Genomic DNA, 18950 nt, shown 5'->3' on the forward strand with positions numbered 1-18950 from the left:
ATTAAATTCAGTAATCCTTAGGCAACGTTTAAAAGTACTTGTTATATATCTGTTGGTACTGGCTTTGCATGTTCCCACTACCTTTCGCTTTCAACGCCATCAAAGCAGATTGTAGCGTTTCAATTTTACTTAACTGAATTTTTCTATTGAATGAAAAATACAGCTGGCCATCCGCAAGTTTATAAACCGATTTAAACGCTTTCTGCTCATAGCCTGCTTGTGTGATCCACCAGCGGGCAACGTTCTCCTCATAAGCAATAAAGTTAAGCTCTCCGGTACTTAACTTCTCAATTAATTTTCTCGCATCATCACTTACATATAAGCTTTCTTTAGGAAAACCCATTTCAAGTAAACTTTCCTCTCCAATATCTTTCCTTACCACACCAATTTTGTATGAGTATAAGTCGGCTAAAGAATTCACTTCTATATCATTTGACGACGTCAGGATTACAATACTTGTTGCGACGATAGGCCCGACCCAGTGAAAGTCATTTTCTCTACCAATGGTTCGAGTCGTGGAAAACAGCGCAAAATTGGGTTTCTTTTGCGCTGTTTTATACGCACGTTGCCAAGGTAATATCTTGATTTGGGAGGCATCAAGGTCCGTTCCCGCTATTGCATACATAGCTTCAAGCACATCCACGGACATCCCTTTAAGCTTACCGTTATCAGAGTAGTTGTAAGGTGGGTACTCTTCTGTGACATAACGTATGGCGCCATCATCAGCGTTAGCAGTCACCGAAATAAAAAGTATGACCACTAATAGAATTTGTATCTTTTTCATAATCATCGCTTCACTTTAGTACTAAAATCATAGCTGTAATTGATGGTGTTCGTAAGAACAATATCCTGAATGTGCGCTGACGACAGCATTCTTGGCAATTCGCGTTTTACACATAATCTATGGTGTTTTTATGAGGGTAATTCCTTACATCATCGCTCTACTCTTCATAACCACCCAATGTTATGGCAAACAGATCATCATCGGATATTCAGACTTAGAATTTCCGCCTTATATAGTCGGAGCCGCTGGTAGTGTTAACGCTAAGTCACCAGGCGTAACGGTTGAAACGTTGCGATTAGTCTCTCGTGAAATAGGGGTGGATATCGTTTTTAAAAGAGCACCCTGGAGCCGAGTTTTAAAAATGGCAAAACACAACAGAGTCGATGCTATTTTCCATGCCAGCTTTAGCACCGCACGAGCAGAGTTTTTAGAATACCCTATGAAAGATGGTGACGTTGATAAACTTAAATATCTAAAAAGACAACGTTATTTCTTATATAAGCCAAAAGGCGCAACCATATACAGTAAAGGCGGTAAGCTCTATCAAACCGACGGTAAGATAGGAGCAACAACAAATTACTCTATCATCGCTAAGCTTGAAAAACAGGGCATTGCAGTTAAGGAAGCGACCAGTGCTTACAAAGGGTTAGAACTGTTGAGCAAAGGAAGAATTAATGGGTGGGTCGGGCTGGAATCCATTACTGATAAGATAATTAACGACAATAGTTCGATTACTGGCATTATCAAAGAAAAGCTCCCGCTCAGTGATCAATATTCCTATCTTGCTTTTTCAAAGGACTTTTATTCTGCTCATCCAGATCTGGCTCAAGCGTTATGGGCAAGAATAGAAGCCTTCACAACATCAAAACGCTATTTTGAGCTCTTTGATAAATATCAGTAAATATAATAGCGTCATACCTACTCGCAGATGATAGCCACTGCACTGACAAAGCCTGTATACCATTCGCTTATCGCATGCCTCCAAACCCGCTCCTGGTCTGACCAAAAAATAAAAGAGTGAAACCATAAAGTGGTATGAGATAGCAACGTAATTATTCAAGCAACGACATATTTATATCTTACTCTTTTGATTGAAAAAAGCCGCTCATCAAACCATGAATTTCTGATTATCTGAGCCCAACACTGCTTACTTGTAAGAAATTACTTACGCATGTACAGGCTTGTCAGGAAAAATTACGTGGGTTACTTTTTAGCCAAACCCACATGTTCAATTTTAGGTTTACCAGCCAAGTTCGAGTCATACGGCTTTTGGTAAGAAGCATCGCTTTAAACTATGTATGTTCTCTAGATTTACTGTATGAGGTATCGCATGCCACTATTCTTCAAACGAAAAAAATACGAAGACCGAAACAAACTTATGGTCGAGTCACATGTGGTGGAAAATTTAACGACCAAATATTTTGCTCGAAGACTCGAATGCAAAAGTCAGATGGCAGGCTGTTGTTTGTACAAAGGGATTGTCTACAGAGCAGACTCTGGATTCGCTCAGAATGGTATGGAGTATTTCTTTAATCAAGGTTTTCGTCAGCGAGATGTTGCCATTGAATGGGATACATTTACGGGAAGAAAAGCTCGGGGACACACAGGAAGTGTCGGTATATCAACCACCTACAACTACACCTTCGCGGAAGAGTGGAGAGCCGAAGACATTTACATTATCGACTTGTCTAACCACCCAATGGCTTTGGATGTCAACTATAGTGCCAAGCGCAAACTGGACGATATGTATCAAGTGGATGCCTACCAATGCGAAATCAATGTCGCTAATAGCATCCACCCTGAAATGATATTCGGGCACTACAACAGCGTCACCAAAGTGCTGACAAAAAACCCCGCATATGAAGGGATGATCGTTCTCTGATCACCTTAAATTCGTACGATTAAAGTACGTGACGCGAACTCCCTCTTTGTTATCCCAGTATTGATAACTGAGTCCCCTAGTACGCTCTACATTTTTGAATGGAGGCTTCCATGCAAGTCAAACTACTTAAGCGTCTCATCAAAGACAAAATCTTTGGCAATACTTCTGATACAGCACGGGGGGTACAGGTCGCTCAGATGGCCGATGCTCGAATGGGTGCAATGTATATGCTTGCGAGTACGGAAATCACTAAGGTTGCAAAAATTTCGAACGCACACTTTTTCAGTGCGTTTGTTGTTGGGACTGAGCCGTTTAGCGACTTCAAAACCGCTGCTATGGGCTTGCTCAGCAATACAGAAGCCGCAACCAAACTGAAGAACAGCAAAGCCGCGAAAACTATTTCTAAAGCCGCTTCAAAAGTCGCTGAAGTAACGACTGCGATGAAAGACGGCATAAAAGATTTACTTTCTGATTTCTTTCGTACCCTGCTTAACAAAGTTCGGGATGTTTATGGTGATTTAGCGCATGGATTAGAATGGTTGGCTGAAGTGGGCTCTTGGCTCACAAGTAAATACGCAGGCAATTTAGCGACTCTAATTCCGGTTTGGAGTCACTTCAGAAATGCGTCGAGCTTATACTCTGCCGTTAAAAAATCCATTTTAAAATCTAAAGATCTTATCACGCAAATTTACAAAGGCCGTGGTGTTGAATTGCTAGGAGGGCATCCGAGTATCATTTCCAAAGCGTTGGCTCGTCATTCTGCGATGGGTGTGCTGGGTGGTATCAAGAGTGTTGCGCTAAGCGTCGCTGGAATAGCAGGAGCAACCGCCGCTGGCATTGGTTCTATCATTAGCCTTATCGTCAGTATTCTAGAGCGTGTAATTAAACTTGTGGACTTCTTTGTCCAACGAAGCTTACTCGACAAAGTGCTAAAACGAGCAAAGAAAGAATGGCATAACCGAACCGCTAACGGCAGCTTAGTCAGTGATCATAAGATGTTTTCTGAGTGGTTCCAAAGTGCGGTGGTGACCACCCCTATCGTGGCCGCGCTCGTGATGGGCAGTGGCTTTGTCGGGCATCCCATGAAGTTTGCGCAATTGTTAACGCCTAAGTTAGATGCCGTATCTCAGGGCGAATATGATAAAGCCGTGGTTTACATCGATAAACTTAAATCCCTCTCTACTAAATACGTTCAAGAGTACGTCGGTAGCTACAAGATTGATTTCTCCAGCACCGATGGCGTCATTAACGCCCGACTGAATGAGCTCAAGAACGGTAAAGGCCTATTAGATGGACACGAATTCACGGTGAAACCTGCCGCGGTGAAGCCAACAGTAGCGTCTCGCAGCTCACTGGCGAAAAGCAACCTCTCGCTATCGCAGCTTGCATCCTTACATGGTATGCCACCATTGGATGTCTAAAAAACAAAGGGCTCCAGATGGAGCCCTTTCACTTACGATGTTGTGTTTTATTAATCTAATCTTAGTGTCACGCCAGAGTAGCTAGAGTAACCTTTCAGCATCACGTGGTAAGTGGTACCTGGTGTTGCTGATAGGCTGCACTGTTCGCTGTTACCGTAACGGTAAGGGCGGCAGTCATAGCTACCAGTTGTTGGTTTGCTACCCGCTTTTACGTATAGGTCTGCATCCCCTGTACCGCCAGAGATAGAAACCACAACGCTAGACGCTGAATCGACAGTAAACGTGTAGAACGTTTCAGAAGAGCGTGCGCCTGCTAGGTTAGTCACTGGCGTACCTTTTACCAGTACATCACCCGTTGGTGGAGGCGTTGTACCACAAGACGCGTTTACGCCTACTGTAGTGAATGCATCTTCAACATCAGATACGTTGTAACCCATATCAGCTGCTGCTTTTGCTACGCCACAGGCACCTGCGTCAAACGTGCTGTTTGCCGTCCAGTAAAGTTGGTTCGCCAATGTAAAGATTTCGAAACCTTTACGCACATCCCAACCCGCTTTGTTCGCCAACAAGTAGAAAGCACGGTTGTACACACCACTTGAGTAGTGAACGTTCAGGCCATCGTAGTATTGAGAAGCATGGTCGATAGAGCGGCCATCTTTTGATGGAAGATCGAAGTAACGTAGACCACCTTCTGACTTAAAGATGTCGGCACCAACAACCCAGTCAACAGAACCTTTCATGTAGAATTCCGCTGCTTCACCCGCGATATCTGAGAAGGCTTCGTTCATACCACCTGACATGTTGGAGTACACCAACCCTGAGTTTTGCTCGGTGAAACCGTGGCTCACTTCGTGCGCACTCACGTTAATGTCAACCAGTGGGTAGAAGGTGTTCTGACCATCACCAAATGTCATTGATGAACCGTTCCAGAACGCATTTTCGTAGTTGTTGCCATAGTGAACACGCATGGTTAGCTGGAATGTTAATGGTGAAGTATTCATCCAGTCTTGGTACATATCAAACACAACTTTACCGAAGTAGTGTGCATCGTTCAGAGGCGAATAAGCGCCATTCACATACTTGTGGTCGTTGTGATTGGTGTCGTCACTACACGGATAGCTGAATGCTGTACTCCCTGAAGTACCACCATTCAAATCCACCGTTTTTACCGCTGAGTTATTCATCGTACAGGTTGTGCCTGATTTATCGACAATAAACCCCGGGTAGTCCGTACCGAAGTTGTATTGACCTGTCTTTTGGTTACCACCAGGGCCTGTACCTGTCGCTTCAGCATGGTTTAGACCATCCCAATGCTTGAGCACTTGGCCTGTGTTTGCATCAATGAAGTAGAACGGGCGCTCTGGTGTCTCTGCCGCAACAAAGAAGTCTACCAAGTAAACAATTTTTGCTGTCTGTGAGTCATCCAGCCATACCATCAGCTTCGAGTTAGAGTTCTCCATTGGCGCATCAGAGGCAACCACAGATTGCTTCTTAAATGCACTTTTTGCTGCGGCGATAGCTTGCTTCTCGTCCAGAGTTGGAGTGATTGTTGCCACGTCACCACTGATTCCTTGTGCCATGACACCGTAAACTTCACTCTGGCTGCTTTTCGTCTGAGTTGCTACCACAGAGGTGTTGAATACTGGAAGACCCATATGTGTCTGCTGATAACGAACCTTCACCTTACCGTTTGGCAAAACGACTCGTTTCACTTCAGCGAAGCCCGTTTCCATCGGAACCACACTGTTTGACTGAGCTTTTAGTGCTTGTTGTAGTAATGCATCGTTTTCAACTTTAACCATCTCTGCGGCTGTAACTGGTAGGCTAACTCCTAATCCAGCGGCAATCAGCCAAAGCATTTGACGTTGTTTCATTTTACTTTCCTGTTATTGGTATAAAATCCTTCTCCCCAACGACTCAATAGGAAGTGTCTCTGCGATAAATCGCACCAATAACATGAGCGATAGCTGCACAATCAAGCAAGTTACATACGAAATTATAATTCTTACAGTGGCAACAAAAAACTACACGAATTACTCATTAAATTTTGAATACGAGAAAATTTGATCAAGAAGTGATCAACAAAACAATCAGATAGCGACAAATGATAATTTTATGCCCCTAAAAACGGACACATTTCTATCATTAGTGACACGTGACCTTCAGTCACATTTTTTCTTTTTATTTCATTAATTTACAGAACATCAGATATAATAAAAGCCCCACATAATGTGGAGCTTTTAATGACAGAATCAATTGTAGTTAGATTAGCGACTTAGTGTGTAGCAACACTCCAAATCATAGTCGTCACCATTCTTCGCCGTATACTCTTTTGCTTCAGTACATGCGCGTGGTTTACCCTTTTCATCGCCCTTCACCAAGCTGATCCAGTGACGCATTGCGGAAATTTCACTGCTTTCCTGAGGAAACATGGTGCAGGTCTCTAGCTGAATATCATCAATTTCAACCAACTCTACACAGCCTGTTCCTTTGTGATTACCAAATGTCAGTTCAACATGGCTGCCTGTGCCATCTCTAAATAAGATAGATTCAGGGTCTTCTTTCTCACCCGTGTAAGCGACAAAATGTTTAGAGTGCTTCAAACCACTGTGGCTACCGTCTTTGAAATACGCCATAACATGGCGGTAGTCGATAACGTATGCGGTAACGTCTTTATGTGAACCACTCTCAAGTGGGAATAGACGATCTAGCAATTGTTTTGCTTTTACTTGCTTCTCGGTGGTTTGATTTGAATTCATCTTTTCTACCGCGAAGACTGCTTCAGCGATAAATGGCTTGTCTTGTTTTTGGATTTCTGTTTTATCGAAAGTAAGCATATTCATAGTGTTTCCCTCGCGGATATTTCACAACTTTTCTGTCCTAGAGCAAATATTTCAAACTTGCGTTTAACTGATTGCAGATTTGTGACTTTGCTTACTTTGTATACTAGTGAAATTTTGACTACAATTTCACAACAAAAATTTTACAATGTGAATTTTACAAAATGATGCTGTCAAAAAGTCTAATTCGTCAGTCCCACTTTTTAGGGACCAAGATTCGAAACCTACGTAAACGCAACCATCTAACCATGGAAGATCTGTCTGCTCGCTGTATACGAGTTAATCCGGAATACGCCCCTTCTGTATCCTATCTATCAATGATTGAGCGTGGAAAGCGTGTTCCTAGTATTGATATGCTGGAGGTCATCGCCGAAGTCTTCCAAAAAGATCCAACTTGGTTTCTGGATGATGAACCCGAGCAGGCCGACATCACACCTGATAAAGGGAATAGAGGTGGCATTAGTGGAATGGCACTTGAGCCAAGCTTCCTCTTCTCTAACGAGATTTTACAAATTGCTATTCCAGAAATGCTCTCTCAAACCGGTATTACCGGCCGCCAGTTTGCTCACTTATTGATCCGTGCCCATCAGGAGAGCAACCAAAACCACTTTCCTGATCTAGAACGAGCTGCAGAAGAAGTCGGATTAAAACGCCTTAATTTGTCTGCTGAAGATCTGATGGATATTGCCCGTAGTATGGGGCTAACCATCCGCTGGGTGTCGCGTCCACCACAAGATATTGTCGATGAGCTTGGAGTTAGCGCAAAGCAGGTTGTCACTTCTTTCTTTGAACCGCCTGGTTTTATCTATTTAAACGAGATTCTGAAACAATACCCGACTCGCCTGAAGTACGATTTGGCGGTCTACATCGGCCATTGTGTTCTTCATAGTAAAGAGGGATTAAAGAGCGTCTTGTCTGTTGGCCACGCCAATAGCTGGGAAGAACACAACCAAGCCGCACCAACCTCAGATCTAAACTCTCAGGATATTTTACAAGCCTGGCGAGATTTTGAATCGAGCTTTTTTGCTGGGGCTCTGTTATGTCCAAAGGTGCCTTTCCGCCAGTTGCTCGACCGTAGCGGTTACGAGATTGATGTTCACCTCAAAGCAGGGGTTTCCCCTTCTGTAGCAATGCGCCGAATGACGGTGGTGTCACCTTATCCACACTGGCATTACTTTGATGCCTATGGCCAGAACAAGCTGAAAGCGGTTTATCGTGGTAATGGCATCCCGCTTCCATGGGGAAACATGCGCAAGGTTAACGACCCATGTCAGCACTGGGCGGTATTCAGAAGACTTTCTGAGCCTCAAAACGGCAGCTCAGCGCAAATCTCTATTCTCAATGTTGGTGACGAGCCAAGAATCTACTGCTGTGAATCGGTCAATATGACAGACCCTGCGGGCAACAATCGGGTTCTCTGCGCGGGCATCGATTTGAACCCAGCGATCGATGCTCAAGGTGGTGATTCACGTAGTATCGCCGAAGAACTGAAATCTTTGTGTGTTGATAACGGTGGTAGTGCTTCAATTCCTCGCCATATCCAACGAGAGTTCACTACGATTGCCAAGATTCTTAATATTAACTGGATTGAGCGGGGTATTCAGACCGACGCTAGGGTGATCTGCTCCAGAGGCGCAGTGTGCCCTCGAAAACCAAGCTGCTATAACGGATGTCAGGAAAATGTACTGATGTGAGTCGTAAGGGCCTAAAAGAAAAAAAGCCAATCACAATAATCGTGATTGGCTATATATGAATGTGAACAAAAATAAGGTTCACTAACAACGTCAGTTGGCTAGGTGACCCTCGGCTTAATAAGGGTCGTTACTACTAAAGCATGAAGCGTGCCAACTTTAATTATCAATAAAAACCATTGTTTTTGTTCACTTCTGCATCAGATGCATGAAAACCATACGCATAATCCATTTCTAAATTGCACTTGATTGCAAAATGCAAATATCAAACAAATGCATTTTGCAAATTATAGGCTTTCTCCTAATTCGATTTGATATCCCAAATCAATACTCGCTTTCCAGCTTTCAACACCTTTAAGGCGTTGAATTAATTGCTGTGCTGCAACTTGGCCGATCTCTTCACGTGGCGTAATCACTGTCGCTAGTTTTGGCGTCATTGCCTGACTGATGTCATGACCATGAAATCCAACAATCGCCATTTGTTCTGGGATCTTTATTCCACGTCTCTGGCATTCAAACAAAGCACCAATGGCTAAATCGTCATTGGTACAGAAGATACCGTCTACCTCAGGGTGCTTTTGTAAAAGCTCACCTAATAGTTTAGCGCCCAAGGTAAACGACGAAGCTTCCTCCGTCTGGAGAGTAACTGGCGCTTTTCCCTGCTCTTGAAGTGCCAACTGATAACCGTCCATCTTTAGTCGGGTCCGCTCATCCATCCGCGCAGCAAAATACGCAATGTTCTCTCTTCCCTGCGCTAACATGGCTTTTGTCATGTCACGAGCCGCAAGCCTGTTGTCAAACCCAACAGCCTGCTCAATGCGAGGCGAGAATGAATCCATGATTTCCACCACAGGGATTGATGCGGTTTCCAGCATCTTGCGTGCCTTGTCGGTATGAACATTCTCTGAGAGGATAATGGCATCGACGTTATACGACAGCAGAGAAGCAATGCTCTTTTCTTCAAGCTCTTCACTGTAGCCGTAGTGTGCGATCATCGTTTGGTAACCTGCTGGTGTGGTCACCGATTCAATACCACGTATCACTTCAGCAAAAACCTGGTTAGTTAAGGAAGGAACCAGCACACCGATAGCATTCGACTTCGCATTGGACAGAATGTCCGGTGCGCGGTTGGGAATGTATCCCAGCTCTTCCACCGCCTGATTAACCTTTTCCTGTATTGCTTGAGAGACAAGCGAAGGGTCGCGTAGACAACGACTCACCGTCATTTTTGTCACCCCAACTTTATCTGCAATATCTTGCAACGTAGGGCGTTTTTTCTTATTGGCCATTGATGATGTATCTTTCTGATCTTAATGTTACTGGTAACATTTTACTCATAAAACAAAACGAATTTATTGGTGTAGATAACAAAAAAGCGCTCGCTTTGCAGCGAACGCTCTGTTTTTACACCGTGAGTTGCGTTTTGTTTGGCTCACTCCAGGTTAAATGAAACTTCTCATCTTCTGGTTTATCCACTCTGGAATAAGTATGCGCTCCAAAGTAATCTCGCTGAGCCTGAAGCAAATTCGCTGGTAGAACACCGCGACGGAGCGAGTCGAAATAACTCAGGGCAGAAGAGATAGCCGGTACTGGAACGCCATGAATAGCCGCATTAGACACACTGCTTCGCCAACCACAGGATCTCAGCGCTATTTGCTCAATAAAAACATCAGCGAATAGAAGGTGTTCCAACTCAGGTTCATCTTGATAAGCCTTGGTGATGTCCTGTAAAAAGATGGCGCGGATGATACACCCTGCTCGCCAAATTTTAGCGATATCACCAAAATCTAGATTCCAGCCTTCTTCAACAGAAGTGGTCTTCAGCAGGTCAAAACCCTGAGCGTATACCACGAGTTTGGCGCAGTATAATGCGTCCTGTAGCTCATCGAGCATAGCTTGCTTGTCGAAGCCACCCGCAGGTTTGGTGTGCGTTTTCAGAACTGCTGCCGCATTCACTCTTAGTTGCTTTTGTGCACTTTGTGCTCGGGCAAATACCGCTTGAGCAATGGTCGGTGCAGGAGCGCCCATTTGTAGGCTGTTCACCGCCGTCCACAGACCAGTCCCCTTCTGGCCCGCTTTATCAAGCACCACATCAACAAACGGTTTTCCTGTTACTGGATCTTCTGTCTGCAATATCTCTGCGCTGATTTCCATCAAGTAACTATTGAGGCCACCCTTGTTCCAACTTGAAAATACTGCACTGATTTCTCTAGCCGACATCTCAAGAACATCGGACATGAAATGAAACGCTTCACAGATAAGCTGCATATCAGCGTATTCAATACCATTGTGAACCATTTTAACGTAGTGCCCAGCTCCCGCAGGCCCTAGGTATGCTGCACATGATTCACCTTGTTCAAATTGTCCGACTGGCAGACCTTTTTCATCCACTTTGGCGGCAATCGCTTCCCACATCGGACGCACATATTCCCAAGCTGCTGGCTCACCACTAGCCATAAGAGCCGGCCCTGTTCGAGCCCCGACTTCACCGCCAGAAACCGCAGTACTAAAGAAACGCAATTTGCCTTGATAGTGAGCCTCTCGGCGCTCAGAGTCCGTCCAAAGGCTGTTACCGGTATCAATCACAATATCTTCGCTATCGATACCAGCAATGAGTAAATCATCAATAACCTTATCAACAACCTCTCCGGCTGGAACAGACAAGGCAATCACACGTGGTTTTTCCAAATTCTTCAGTAACTCAGAGAGATTCGACGCCGCAACAAATTGACCTTTGCTGGCAATGCATGAAACGAGATCCGCTTCCGAAGCAGCCCGTTGACGGTTAGCTTCATCAATATCAAACCCAGTGACATTAAAGCCATGGTCAAGTAGATTCAACGCAAGGCTTTTACCCATCACACCAAGGCCAATCATCGCAATGTTTGACTGGCTCATAACGCTCGCTCCCTCAGCGCAATAAGCGCTGATTCCACTACGGTATCGACATCCGACGCAATATCGATAAATAAAGCTTCATCGTCGCTTGGTTCAACTAAGGCTTCAAACTGACTTTTGAGCATCGCCTCACCATTAAAATAATGGTTAGCACGTTGCTTGTGTCGAGACCATATAGTATCGAAGTCACCTTTCAAATAGACGATAGCCAGTTGCTGATTGTTACGACGAAGAATATCTCTGTACGCTGGTTTGAGTGCAGAGCAGGCAATCACCGCAGCATCATTCTCAACGTAAATTCGGTTTAGCGTTTCTAGCCAGCCTAAGCGGTCGCAATCATCCAGTGGAATTCCTTGCGCCATTTTCTCCACATTGGCTTTTGGATGGTAATCATCACCATCATAAAAAGGCAGAGACAACTTATCGGCAATCTCTTTACCAATCAGGCTCTTACCACAACCTGAAACGCCCATTACTAATATTTTTTTCACTTTCATTGGGTAATACTATCCTTAGCCTTCCAATTATCAGAAGGCTGTGAATACCAATTTCAATACTTTACTAATTCAAAATGCTTTGCGGTTATTTCCACCACATAGCGAGATCTGGGAACATAATCACTAGGCTTAATACGAAGATCTGCAGGCCAATAAATGGCAACAGTGAGCTGAAGATTTCCCCTAAACTGATGTCTTTTGGTGCGACGGACTTAAGATAGAATGCTGCCGGCCCAAACGGAGGCGATAAGAATGAAACCTGCATATTGAGGCAGAACACCACACCAAACCAAACTGGGTCATACCCTAAACTGGTAATAATCGGCACAAAAATCGGCATAGTCAGCAGTGCAACGCCAACCCAGTCAAGGAACATACCGAGAACCAGCAGAACTACCATCATGATCAACAATGTTGCGAGAGGACTACCGCCACTCAGGCCAAGAATGACTTCTTCAACGAAGTCGATACCGCCCATTAAGTTGTAGATTCCAACTAATGCGCTCGCACCAATACCAATCCACATGATCATGCCGCAAGTGCGCATGGTCGCGATCGTACTCTCTTTGAGCATGTTGATACTCATTTCACCGCGAATGATTGCTGAAATCATAATACCCACAACGCCCAGTGCAGAAGCTTCGGTTACAGAGGCGACACCAGTGTAAATGCTCCCAAGGACAACCGCTACAGACAACAGCGGGAAAAACAGAGCCTTGAAGTAGCTAACTTGCCTTTCATCTTCTTCATCACCATCACTTGGAATAGGGGCTAATGAAGGATTGAGCTTACAGCGAAGTAATACGTAAGCGATGTAGCAGCCAGCAAGAATAAATGCAGGTAAGAAAGAAGCCTTGAACAAATCACCGATTGATACACTCGCCGTCATACCATAGATAATCAGAACAATACTTGGTGGAAGCATAGTGCCCAGTGCGCCGCCTGCACAAGTGGTACCAATCGCTAATTTTCGATCATAACCAAGACGTAGCATCTGCGGCAGAGCAAGAATACCAAGCAGGACCGTTTCTCCACCAATCACGCCTGACATTGAGGCTAGAAGAACCGCCACCAGCAAGGTTTGCACAGCCACACCACCGCGTACTTTACGGCCGACAGATTTCATCGCGTCAAACAAGTCTCTGGCAATGCCTGATCGATCAAGCAGCGCAGCCATGAGAACAAACATAGGCACAGCAAGGAACACATAACCTGAAGCAAAACTGTAAGTCCGGCTCGCGATCAAAGGCAGTGCATCTGGTCCAAACCAGCAAAGAGTGAAGAAAATGGCGACAAAGCCTGTGACAAAGGCCAACTGCATACCTGTGAGCAGCAAGGCAATCATCATCACCAGCATGAGTACACTACCCCATGCGATGCCAATAGAAGATAAATCAAACATCGTTATTCTTCCTTAGCCCCATAACTTCCTGAATGAGGTGTAAGACAAACTGGATAACAAGAATACAAAGGACGACAAAAATCAGGCCCTTGAGTAAAGCTGGGTAAGGTGCATTCAGTACAGAACCCGATGTTTCAAGGCGAAGCTCACCCCACGGGGCATACCAAGACTCTTTCGCCATCGCAAAAGACGCGTAAGCCAGCATGCCAGCAAATGCCAGCCCCACGAGATGGTGAACAATATTGAGGTATTTACGTGTCTGTTCGGACACAGAATCGTAAATTAATACCACTCGCACATGCTTATTAGCAGCAAAGGCATAGATACCTCCAACAATAAACAGTGAACCACCAATGAAGGACGCCGTTTCGTGAACCCAAGTCGTTGGCGCGTTAAAGGCATAACGCATCAGAACTTCATAAAACGAGATAAATACTGTGAAGATGAATAACCAGCTAAGCAAATTACTGATTTTTATAATGGCTCTGTCGAGAAAGTTTCTCGGTTGCTCATCCTGCTGTTGAGGTGGATGTGGGACGTTGTCATTCATACCAATCAATTCCAAAAAGAAGGAGGGCTAAGCCCTCCTGAGAGAAGCTAGAACACATGTTCAGCTTAAAGAAGGCCGTTTTCTTCTAGGAAAACTGTCACTGAGTCATACACTTTTTTCGCATTTGGTGAACGCTCAGCAAACACTTTCCATTGAGACTTAGCAATTTCACGGAATTTCTTACGCTCTTCGTCAGACCAATTATGGATAGTGATGGATGGGTTCGCTTGCGCTTCTTTCACTGCAGCCTGATCCGCCATTTTCAATTGAGTTGTCATGTCGTAAGAAAAATCACGGACTGAAGTTTGAAGAATAGTTTGTAAGTCTTCAGGCATCTTGTCCCATTTCTTCTGAGATACAGAAATATCGATCAGTGGTAATGAGTGGAAACCCGGTTGAACTGGGTGCGTAGCAATATCATTCATGCCCGCTTTTTGGTTGGTTGAAAATACCGTATAGTCCGCTGCATCAATAACACCTTTACTCAAACCAGTGAAGACTTCAGAGCCAGGTAGGTTTACAGGCGTTGCACCGGCAGCGGCGAACACTTGCTGAACCAAACCTTCTGGCGCACGTAATTTCAAACCTTTCAAATCATCGACACCGTTGAGCGGCTTTTTCGAGATGAAGGATTCAACGCCCGTTGTTGAAGCACCAACAAACTTCACACCATATGGTGCGTAAAGCTCAGTCATCAGTTCATTACCACCACCGTAGTTCATGTACTGCAGAAGCTGGGTCGTATCTGACCATGCACCGACCATGTTGCCAATTAGGCCAAAAGCAGGATCCTTACCCGAGAAGTAACCAGTTGCTGTCACTTGCCCATCTAGAATACCCATTTTGATCGCGCCTAAAGTTTCAGTGTGTTTCACCACTGCCCCTACTGGTAGAAGGTCGATGTCAATTCGGCCATTCGACATTTTCTCTACGCGCTCTGCCCATTTTTGTTGAACTTTAAAGTTCAAATCACCAGATGGGTCAGAAGACTGAATCTTCAGTTTGAAGTCAGCGGCCAAGGCCGAAGTCGCAAAAAGTCCTGTCAAAGTGGCAGCAAGCAAAGGTTTTGTCATCGCTTTCATAGTAGGGGTGTCCTTAGATTGTTTCATGTACTCCAATGCAGCCTAGTCTAGCTGCCCGGGATGAGACCGGATTGTTATTTTATGTTACCGGTAACTTTGATACAAATGTTACCGGTAACAGGAAAACGTTTTCCATGACAAAAGTCACAAGTTTCAATTTTGTTAATAGCAAGATAGCCTTAAGAGCAGAAGAAGTGTGATCTAAAACACATACGACGCCCCCAACAGTTGAAGAACTGTTAGAGACAAACGTTTTGTTGAAGAAGGGTGTGCTATTTCTGGCGAAATACCCAGACAGGACCGATAAGAAGAAAAAGAAGATCTTCAAAGAATGAAGGCTTCTTACCCTCAATTTTATGCCCAATAAACTGCAACATCCACAATACGGCAAATAAGATCAGCGAAACAAGGAGCACGGGCGCCTGAAGAATTTCCAAAGACCAAACCAAAGAAATACACGCCAATGTAAAACCAAGCATCATTAGAAACACGCTCAGCGACAGTTTAAAATAGAAAATCATGACAGGTAGCATCGCAACCCAAACCCAGTTTAGGGTAAAACCGAAAAACGAAATCGATGGAATTGACCAGATTAAGCCGACAATAGATAAGAAAATCCCCGGCACTGCTACTTTGTGGATTTTCTGGTTAACTGGATTTTGATGACTCTCACCATAATCGCTTAGCCACTGGGTCAGATCTCGCATTCTTATCCCTCTAAATCATCATCTTATAGTATTGTCTATAGCATGAAATTAGAGTAAGTGCCGATACGCAATCAAAGATTCGTGACTACAATCCGCTACGCTGAGCCTGTCGACGTTTCTCTTCATACATTCGGACATCGGCGAGCTTAAGCATGTCATCAACATCTTTAAAGTCTGCGCTATACAAAGCAAAACCAACACTTACATGAATATTGATGAGGTGCTGCTCAAAAATGACCGGCGTATGGCAAATGGCTTTCTGTAGCTCAATGTTTAGAACATCAACATCTTCAATAGAAGACATCCTTGGCAGCATAATTAAGAACTCGTCCCCACCAATGCGAGCCACCACATCTGAAGCCCTGAGTACGCTTTTAATTCGCTCCGCTACCGCAATCAATACCTTGTCCCCCGCTGCGTGGCCGTAGGTATCATTGATTTGCTTAAATTTATCAAGATCAACATTGAGGATCGCAAATGCCTCACCTTTTCCAGAATGAGAGACTGCGTCAAAATGACCTTCAAGGGTATACATAAAATAACGACGGTTAGGTAACGACGTTAGCTCATCGTGAAGGGAGCGTCGATCTGCAGCTTGATATAGGCGAAAAATGGTGACAAAGGCAATCAGCAGAACCAGCACCATTGGATACCCTAGCAAGCGAACTGCATGGACTCGGTACCACTCACTGTGTCGAAGCAAATCATCCTTAGTGGAAGCAGCTATTATCCAACTGCCGTATGGAAAGTGGACCGTTTCGGTGGCAAATGCGTTATCAAAAGTGCTCTGCGAGCCGTAAAAAACTTCTCCATCCAATCCCGAGCTGTCTATTCCACGCATTGCTAAATTGTATTTAAAAGAAAACTCTTCAGCACCAGCATCGATAAACAAGGTTTCCAATGAGATTACAACACTACATACTCCCCAGTAATCACGGTTGTATAGCGGATCGGTAAATATAGGTATGCGAGCAACAAGCGCCCTTCCCCCCTGAACCAAATTGACAGGACCAGCAATAAAGATCTCCTGAACCTCACGGGCTTTCTTTATCGTTCGCCACTGACTTGGAACTGTTCGATAATCAAGCCCAAGTGCTTTCTCATTGCCTTCCAACGGGTAGATGTATTTGATGACATCATCAGGCGCCAAGCCGATGATAGTAACGTGGCTCGCTTTGCGCATAATGCTGGAAGCAATAAATCCCAACCTGAATATTCGAAACTCGGGTTAGAAGCGACTAACGCCGATATATCGTTAACGGCGAATATGTCGTATACGATAGCTGACTCTAGCTCTGAACGAACAATAGACAACTCTTCTTTAGCGCGGTCCAACAAGCTATCTCTCAAAAAACTCTTTTGACTGCGATCGATAGACTCGATAAGTCCAACTGCCAAAGAAAAAAGTGTAAAAGCCAGCAAGAACACTGACCATCGATTGCCAAAGCGATACTTCATTCCACCCCCACAAAAGCTCATCGAAAAAATCATGTTTGTTAGACCGATGAGTAGTAATGCCTCTATTCCTAACCCGTTAGAGGTATATAATTATTATTATGGCTATTGTTTTAGCACTTATATAAAAACTACATTAACTTGAGTGAGTTTTCATCGGTTAAAGATAAAATTATTGATAAGAGAGTGAATTTTGGATTTGTTTGAAGACTTACCTTATGAACAAAGATGGATCGACTTACCGAATGGTCGATTATTGTGGTTAGACAACTTTATTCCATCCAATGAAGCCGACGAACTGATGACTTCACTCAAAATAGAAACACCTTGGACACAAGAGCGAATACAGCTTTTTGGACGTAGCGTGCTACAACCACGTTTGCAAGCTTGGTACGGAGATAAATCCTATTCCTACTCTGGCTTAACGATGCCTGCTATGCCAATGACGGAAAGATTGCAATCCGTGAAGTCTCGATGCGAAGGCGTCGCCAACCAAAGATTCAATTCAGTATTGCTTAACTTATATCGCGATGGCCAGGATTCGATGGGGGCTCATCAAGACAATGAGCCCGAGTTAGGACAAAACCCTACTATCGCTTCTCTCAGCCTTGGAGCTACACGACGATTTGCTCTCAAACACCTACATACAGGAAAAAACCATGATATTGAGCTTAGCCATGGTAGCTTGCTCATCATGGCCGGCGAAATGCAACACCACTGGAAGCACAGCTTACCCAAAACCAATCAATCAATAGGTGAACGTATCAATCTCACGTTCAGAACCATTTTTTAATTTCTTACGCTACTTTTAAATTACTTTTCTTCAACCACTTTGGTAACAGTACGCAGGCTACGTTAGCAATGATAATTAGCGAAAGGCCTAACACTTGGTACACACTGTAACTTTCTTTGTAGAACAGTACTTGCCATAGCGCGGTAAACAATAAGTTGGTGAAAATGAGTGGTGCTAACTGAGATCCGGACTCTGCTAGTTTGTAGGCTTTTGAGCGAAATACTTGAGTATTGATGATCAGGAACGCCAGAACACCAAGCACCGCTATTATAAGCCAAGGATTAGTTCCAGCAGGCTGATACATAGTTTGATTATTGACTAAACTCAGCGCTAAAAGCGGAGTAATCACCACAGCAGCATAGAGGAAAGTCCATAGGTTGATTTCAAACGCATTCAATCTACTCTTGCTGATGCGGTATAGGCTCAACTGCGACCCCGCATTAAACACCCCAGCTCCAAGGCCAATCAGGAGTTCTGGTCTGAAATTGAAGCCACTGACATCACCCGCTAACAAAACGACCCCGGTAAACGTAGTCACAAGCCCCACAATATTAACGACACTCAAGTGAACAGAAAATATAAGCTTTTCTAACACTGGAATAAATAATGGCCCTGTACCAAACAGTACAACACTCTCAACGAGAGTCAGATGCTGTAGTGCATAGATAAAGCACACCTGACATGCACCAATGCAAAGCGCTCTCACCCAAAGAGGGACCTGTTCATTGCGGTCTGGCCATCTTACTTCTTTGCCAATAAACATCAAAAGGAGCACCATCGCAGGCAAGATAAAACGCAGAAAGCTTAGCAGGTTAGCATCAAAATGCTCGCTTAAAAATTTGGAAAACAGTCCGGTTAGTGACAAACTGAATGTTGAAGACAACATGAATAAAACTGGGTACAACTGATTTGGCATAACTCCTCCCTATTTGCTGCTAAGTTTAGAAG

At 44.2% G+C, this 18950-nt stretch carries 16 protein-coding genes and 1 pseudogene; 5 read left to right on the forward strand and 12 right to left on the reverse strand.

Annotation, left to right across the window (positions count from 1 at the left end; translation table 11 throughout):
• Positions 1-28: 28 nt before the first annotated feature.
• Positions 29-784 (reverse strand): substrate-binding periplasmic protein, encoded by a 756-nt coding sequence (locus IX95_RS07420; RefSeq protein ID WP_038158521.1) that lies wholly within the window; start codon positions 782-784, stop codon positions 29-31.
• Positions 785-914: 130 nt separating this feature from the next.
• On the opposite strand from IX95_RS07420, the gene IX95_RS07425 reads away from it, so the two are divergent.
• The 3 genes from IX95_RS07425 (at position 915) to IX95_RS07435 (ending at position 4087) form a co-directional block, all read left to right on the forward strand.
• The gene (locus IX95_RS07425) at positions 915-1685 is read left to right on the forward strand and encodes a substrate-binding periplasmic protein (RefSeq protein ID WP_038158323.1); all 771 of its coding nucleotides are present in this window, start codon (positions 915-917) and stop codon (positions 1683-1685) included.
• A gap of 429 nt (positions 1686-2114) precedes the next feature.
• Positions 2115-2666, forward strand: coding sequence for a hypothetical protein (locus IX95_RS07430; RefSeq protein ID WP_038158325.1), 552 nt, complete (start codon positions 2115-2117; stop codon positions 2664-2666).
• A 110-nt stretch (positions 2667-2776) separates the two neighbouring features.
• A complete protein-coding gene (locus IX95_RS07435) occupies positions 2777-4087 on the forward strand; it encodes a hypothetical protein (RefSeq protein ID WP_038158327.1) in 1311 nt (436 codons plus the stop codon).
• A 50-nt stretch (positions 4088-4137) separates the two neighbouring features.
• Here IX95_RS07435 and IX95_RS07440 read toward each other — a convergent pair whose 3' ends face one another.
• Positions 4138-5961: a M4 family metallopeptidase gene (locus IX95_RS07440; RefSeq protein ID WP_038158331.1), complete on the reverse strand. Its 1824-nt coding sequence runs from the start codon at positions 5959-5961 to the stop codon at positions 4138-4140.
• Between the two features lie 393 nt (positions 5962-6354).
• On the reverse strand, positions 6355-6930 hold the full coding sequence (locus IX95_RS07445) for a malate synthase (RefSeq protein ID WP_006960573.1): 576 nt from the start codon (positions 6928-6930) through the stop codon (positions 6355-6357).
• Positions 6931-7091: 161 nt separating this feature from the next.
• Between IX95_RS07445 and IX95_RS07450 the strand changes: the two genes are divergently transcribed.
• On the forward strand, positions 7092-8621 hold the full coding sequence (locus IX95_RS07450) for a DUF3612 domain-containing protein (protein WP_038158333.1): 1530 nt from the start codon (positions 7092-7094) through the stop codon (positions 8619-8621).
• Between the two features lie 284 nt (positions 8622-8905).
• Here IX95_RS07450 and gntR read toward each other — a convergent pair whose 3' ends face one another.
• The 8 genes and pseudogenes from gntR to IX95_RS07490 form a co-directional block, all read right to left on the reverse strand.
• A complete protein-coding gene (gene gntR / locus IX95_RS07455; protein WP_019274240.1) occupies positions 8906-9907 on the reverse strand; it encodes a gluconate operon transcriptional repressor GntR in 1002 nt (333 codons plus the stop codon).
• A gap of 115 nt (positions 9908-10022) precedes the next feature.
• Positions 10023-11516 carry an NADP-dependent phosphogluconate dehydrogenase gene (gene gndA / locus IX95_RS07460; protein WP_038158335.1) on the reverse strand — a complete coding sequence of 498 codons (1494 nt, stop codon included), beginning with the start codon at positions 11514-11516 and terminating at the stop codon, positions 10023-10025.
• Positions 11513-12013 (reverse strand): gluconokinase, encoded by a 501-nt coding sequence (locus tag IX95_RS07465; protein WP_038158337.1) that lies wholly within the window; start codon positions 12011-12013, stop codon positions 11513-11515. Before IX95_RS07465 ends, gndA begins: the two co-directional genes overlap by 4 nt.
• Positions 12014-12098: 85 nt before the next feature.
• A complete protein-coding gene (locus tag IX95_RS07470; protein ID WP_038158338.1) occupies positions 12099-13415 on the reverse strand; it encodes a TRAP transporter large permease in 1317 nt (438 codons plus the stop codon).
• Positions 13408-13965, reverse strand: a complete 558-nt coding sequence (locus IX95_RS07475; protein ID WP_019274236.1) for a TRAP transporter small permease subunit — start codon at positions 13963-13965, stop codon at positions 13408-13410. Before IX95_RS07475 ends, IX95_RS07470 begins: the two co-directional genes overlap by 8 nt.
• 65 nt (positions 13966-14030) lie before the next feature.
• Positions 14031-15047 carry a TRAP transporter substrate-binding protein gene (locus IX95_RS07480; RefSeq protein ID WP_038158341.1) on the reverse strand — a complete coding sequence of 339 codons (1017 nt, stop codon included), beginning with the start codon at positions 15045-15047 and terminating at the stop codon, positions 14031-14033.
• A gap of 272 nt (positions 15048-15319) precedes the next feature.
• The gene (locus tag IX95_RS07485) at positions 15320-15754 is read right to left on the reverse strand and encodes an Mpo1 family 2-hydroxy fatty acid dioxygenase (protein ID WP_038158343.1); all 435 of its coding nucleotides are present in this window, start codon (positions 15752-15754) and stop codon (positions 15320-15322) included.
• 85 nt (positions 15755-15839) lie between these two features.
• Positions 15840-17212 (reverse strand): annotated as a pseudogene (locus tag IX95_RS07490) (diguanylate cyclase).
• Between the two features lie 190 nt (positions 17213-17402).
• Here IX95_RS07490 and IX95_RS07495 point away from each other — a divergent pair.
• Positions 17403-18002: an alpha-ketoglutarate-dependent dioxygenase AlkB family protein gene (locus tag IX95_RS07495; RefSeq protein ID WP_051912493.1), complete on the forward strand. Its 600-nt coding sequence runs from the start codon at positions 17403-17405 to the stop codon at positions 18000-18002.
• Positions 18003-18006: 4 nt separating this feature from the next.
• Here IX95_RS07495 and IX95_RS07500 read toward each other — a convergent pair whose 3' ends face one another.
• Complete coding sequence (locus IX95_RS07500; RefSeq protein ID WP_038158345.1) at positions 18007-18918, reverse strand: DMT family transporter; 912 nt, start codon at positions 18916-18918, stop codon at positions 18007-18009.
• Between the last annotated feature and the right edge of the window lie 32 nt (positions 18919-18950).

It is taken from the genome of Vibrio sp. B183, from assembly GCF_000740665.1.
GTDB classification, from domain to species: domain Bacteria; phylum Pseudomonadota; class Gammaproteobacteria; order Enterobacterales; family Vibrionaceae; genus Vibrio; species Vibrio coralliilyticus.

Excerpts from the sequence above, each read along its gene's own strand:
- IX95_RS07420 (WP_038158521.1), bottom strand. The coding sequence starts at position 784 with ATGAAAAAGATACAAATTCTATTAGTGGTCATACTTTTTATTTCGGTG.
- IX95_RS07425 (WP_038158323.1), top strand. The coding sequence starts at position 915 with ATGAGGGTAATTCCTTACATCATCGCTCTACTCTTCATAACCACCCAA.
- IX95_RS07430 (WP_038158325.1), top strand. The coding sequence starts at position 2,115 with ATGCCACTATTCTTCAAACGAAAAAAATACGAAGACCGAAACAAACTT.
- IX95_RS07435 (WP_038158327.1), top strand. The coding sequence starts at position 2,777 with ATGCAAGTCAAACTACTTAAGCGTCTCATCAAAGACAAAATCTTTGGC.
- IX95_RS07440 (WP_038158331.1), bottom strand. The coding sequence starts at position 5,961 with ATGAAACAACGTCAAATGCTTTGGCTGATTGCCGCTGGATTAGGAGTT.
- IX95_RS07445 (WP_006960573.1), bottom strand. The coding sequence starts at position 6,930 with ATGAATATGCTTACTTTCGATAAAACAGAAATCCAAAAACAAGACAAG.
- IX95_RS07450 (WP_038158333.1), top strand. The coding sequence starts at position 7,092 with ATGATGCTGTCAAAAAGTCTAATTCGTCAGTCCCACTTTTTAGGGACC.
- gntR (WP_019274240.1), bottom strand. The coding sequence starts at position 9,907 with ATGGCCAATAAGAAAAAACGCCCTACGTTGCAAGATATTGCAGATAAA.
- gndA (WP_038158335.1), bottom strand. The coding sequence starts at position 11,516 with ATGAGCCAGTCAAACATTGCGATGATTGGCCTTGGTGTGATGGGTAAA.
- IX95_RS07465 (WP_038158337.1), bottom strand. The coding sequence starts at position 12,013 with ATGAAAGTGAAAAAAATATTAGTAATGGGCGTTTCAGGTTGTGGTAAG.
- IX95_RS07470 (WP_038158338.1), bottom strand. The coding sequence starts at position 13,415 with ATGTTTGATTTATCTTCTATTGGCATCGCATGGGGTAGTGTACTCATG.
- IX95_RS07475 (WP_019274236.1), bottom strand. The coding sequence starts at position 13,965 with ATGAATGACAACGTCCCACATCCACCTCAACAGCAGGATGAGCAACCG.
- IX95_RS07480 (WP_038158341.1), bottom strand. The coding sequence starts at position 15,047 with ATGAAAGCGATGACAAAACCTTTGCTTGCTGCCACTTTGACAGGACTT.
- IX95_RS07485 (WP_038158343.1), bottom strand. The coding sequence starts at position 15,754 with ATGCGAGATCTGACCCAGTGGCTAAGCGATTATGGTGAGAGTCATCAA.
- IX95_RS07500 (WP_038158345.1), bottom strand. The coding sequence starts at position 18,918 with ATGCCAAATCAGTTGTACCCAGTTTTATTCATGTTGTCTTCAACATTC.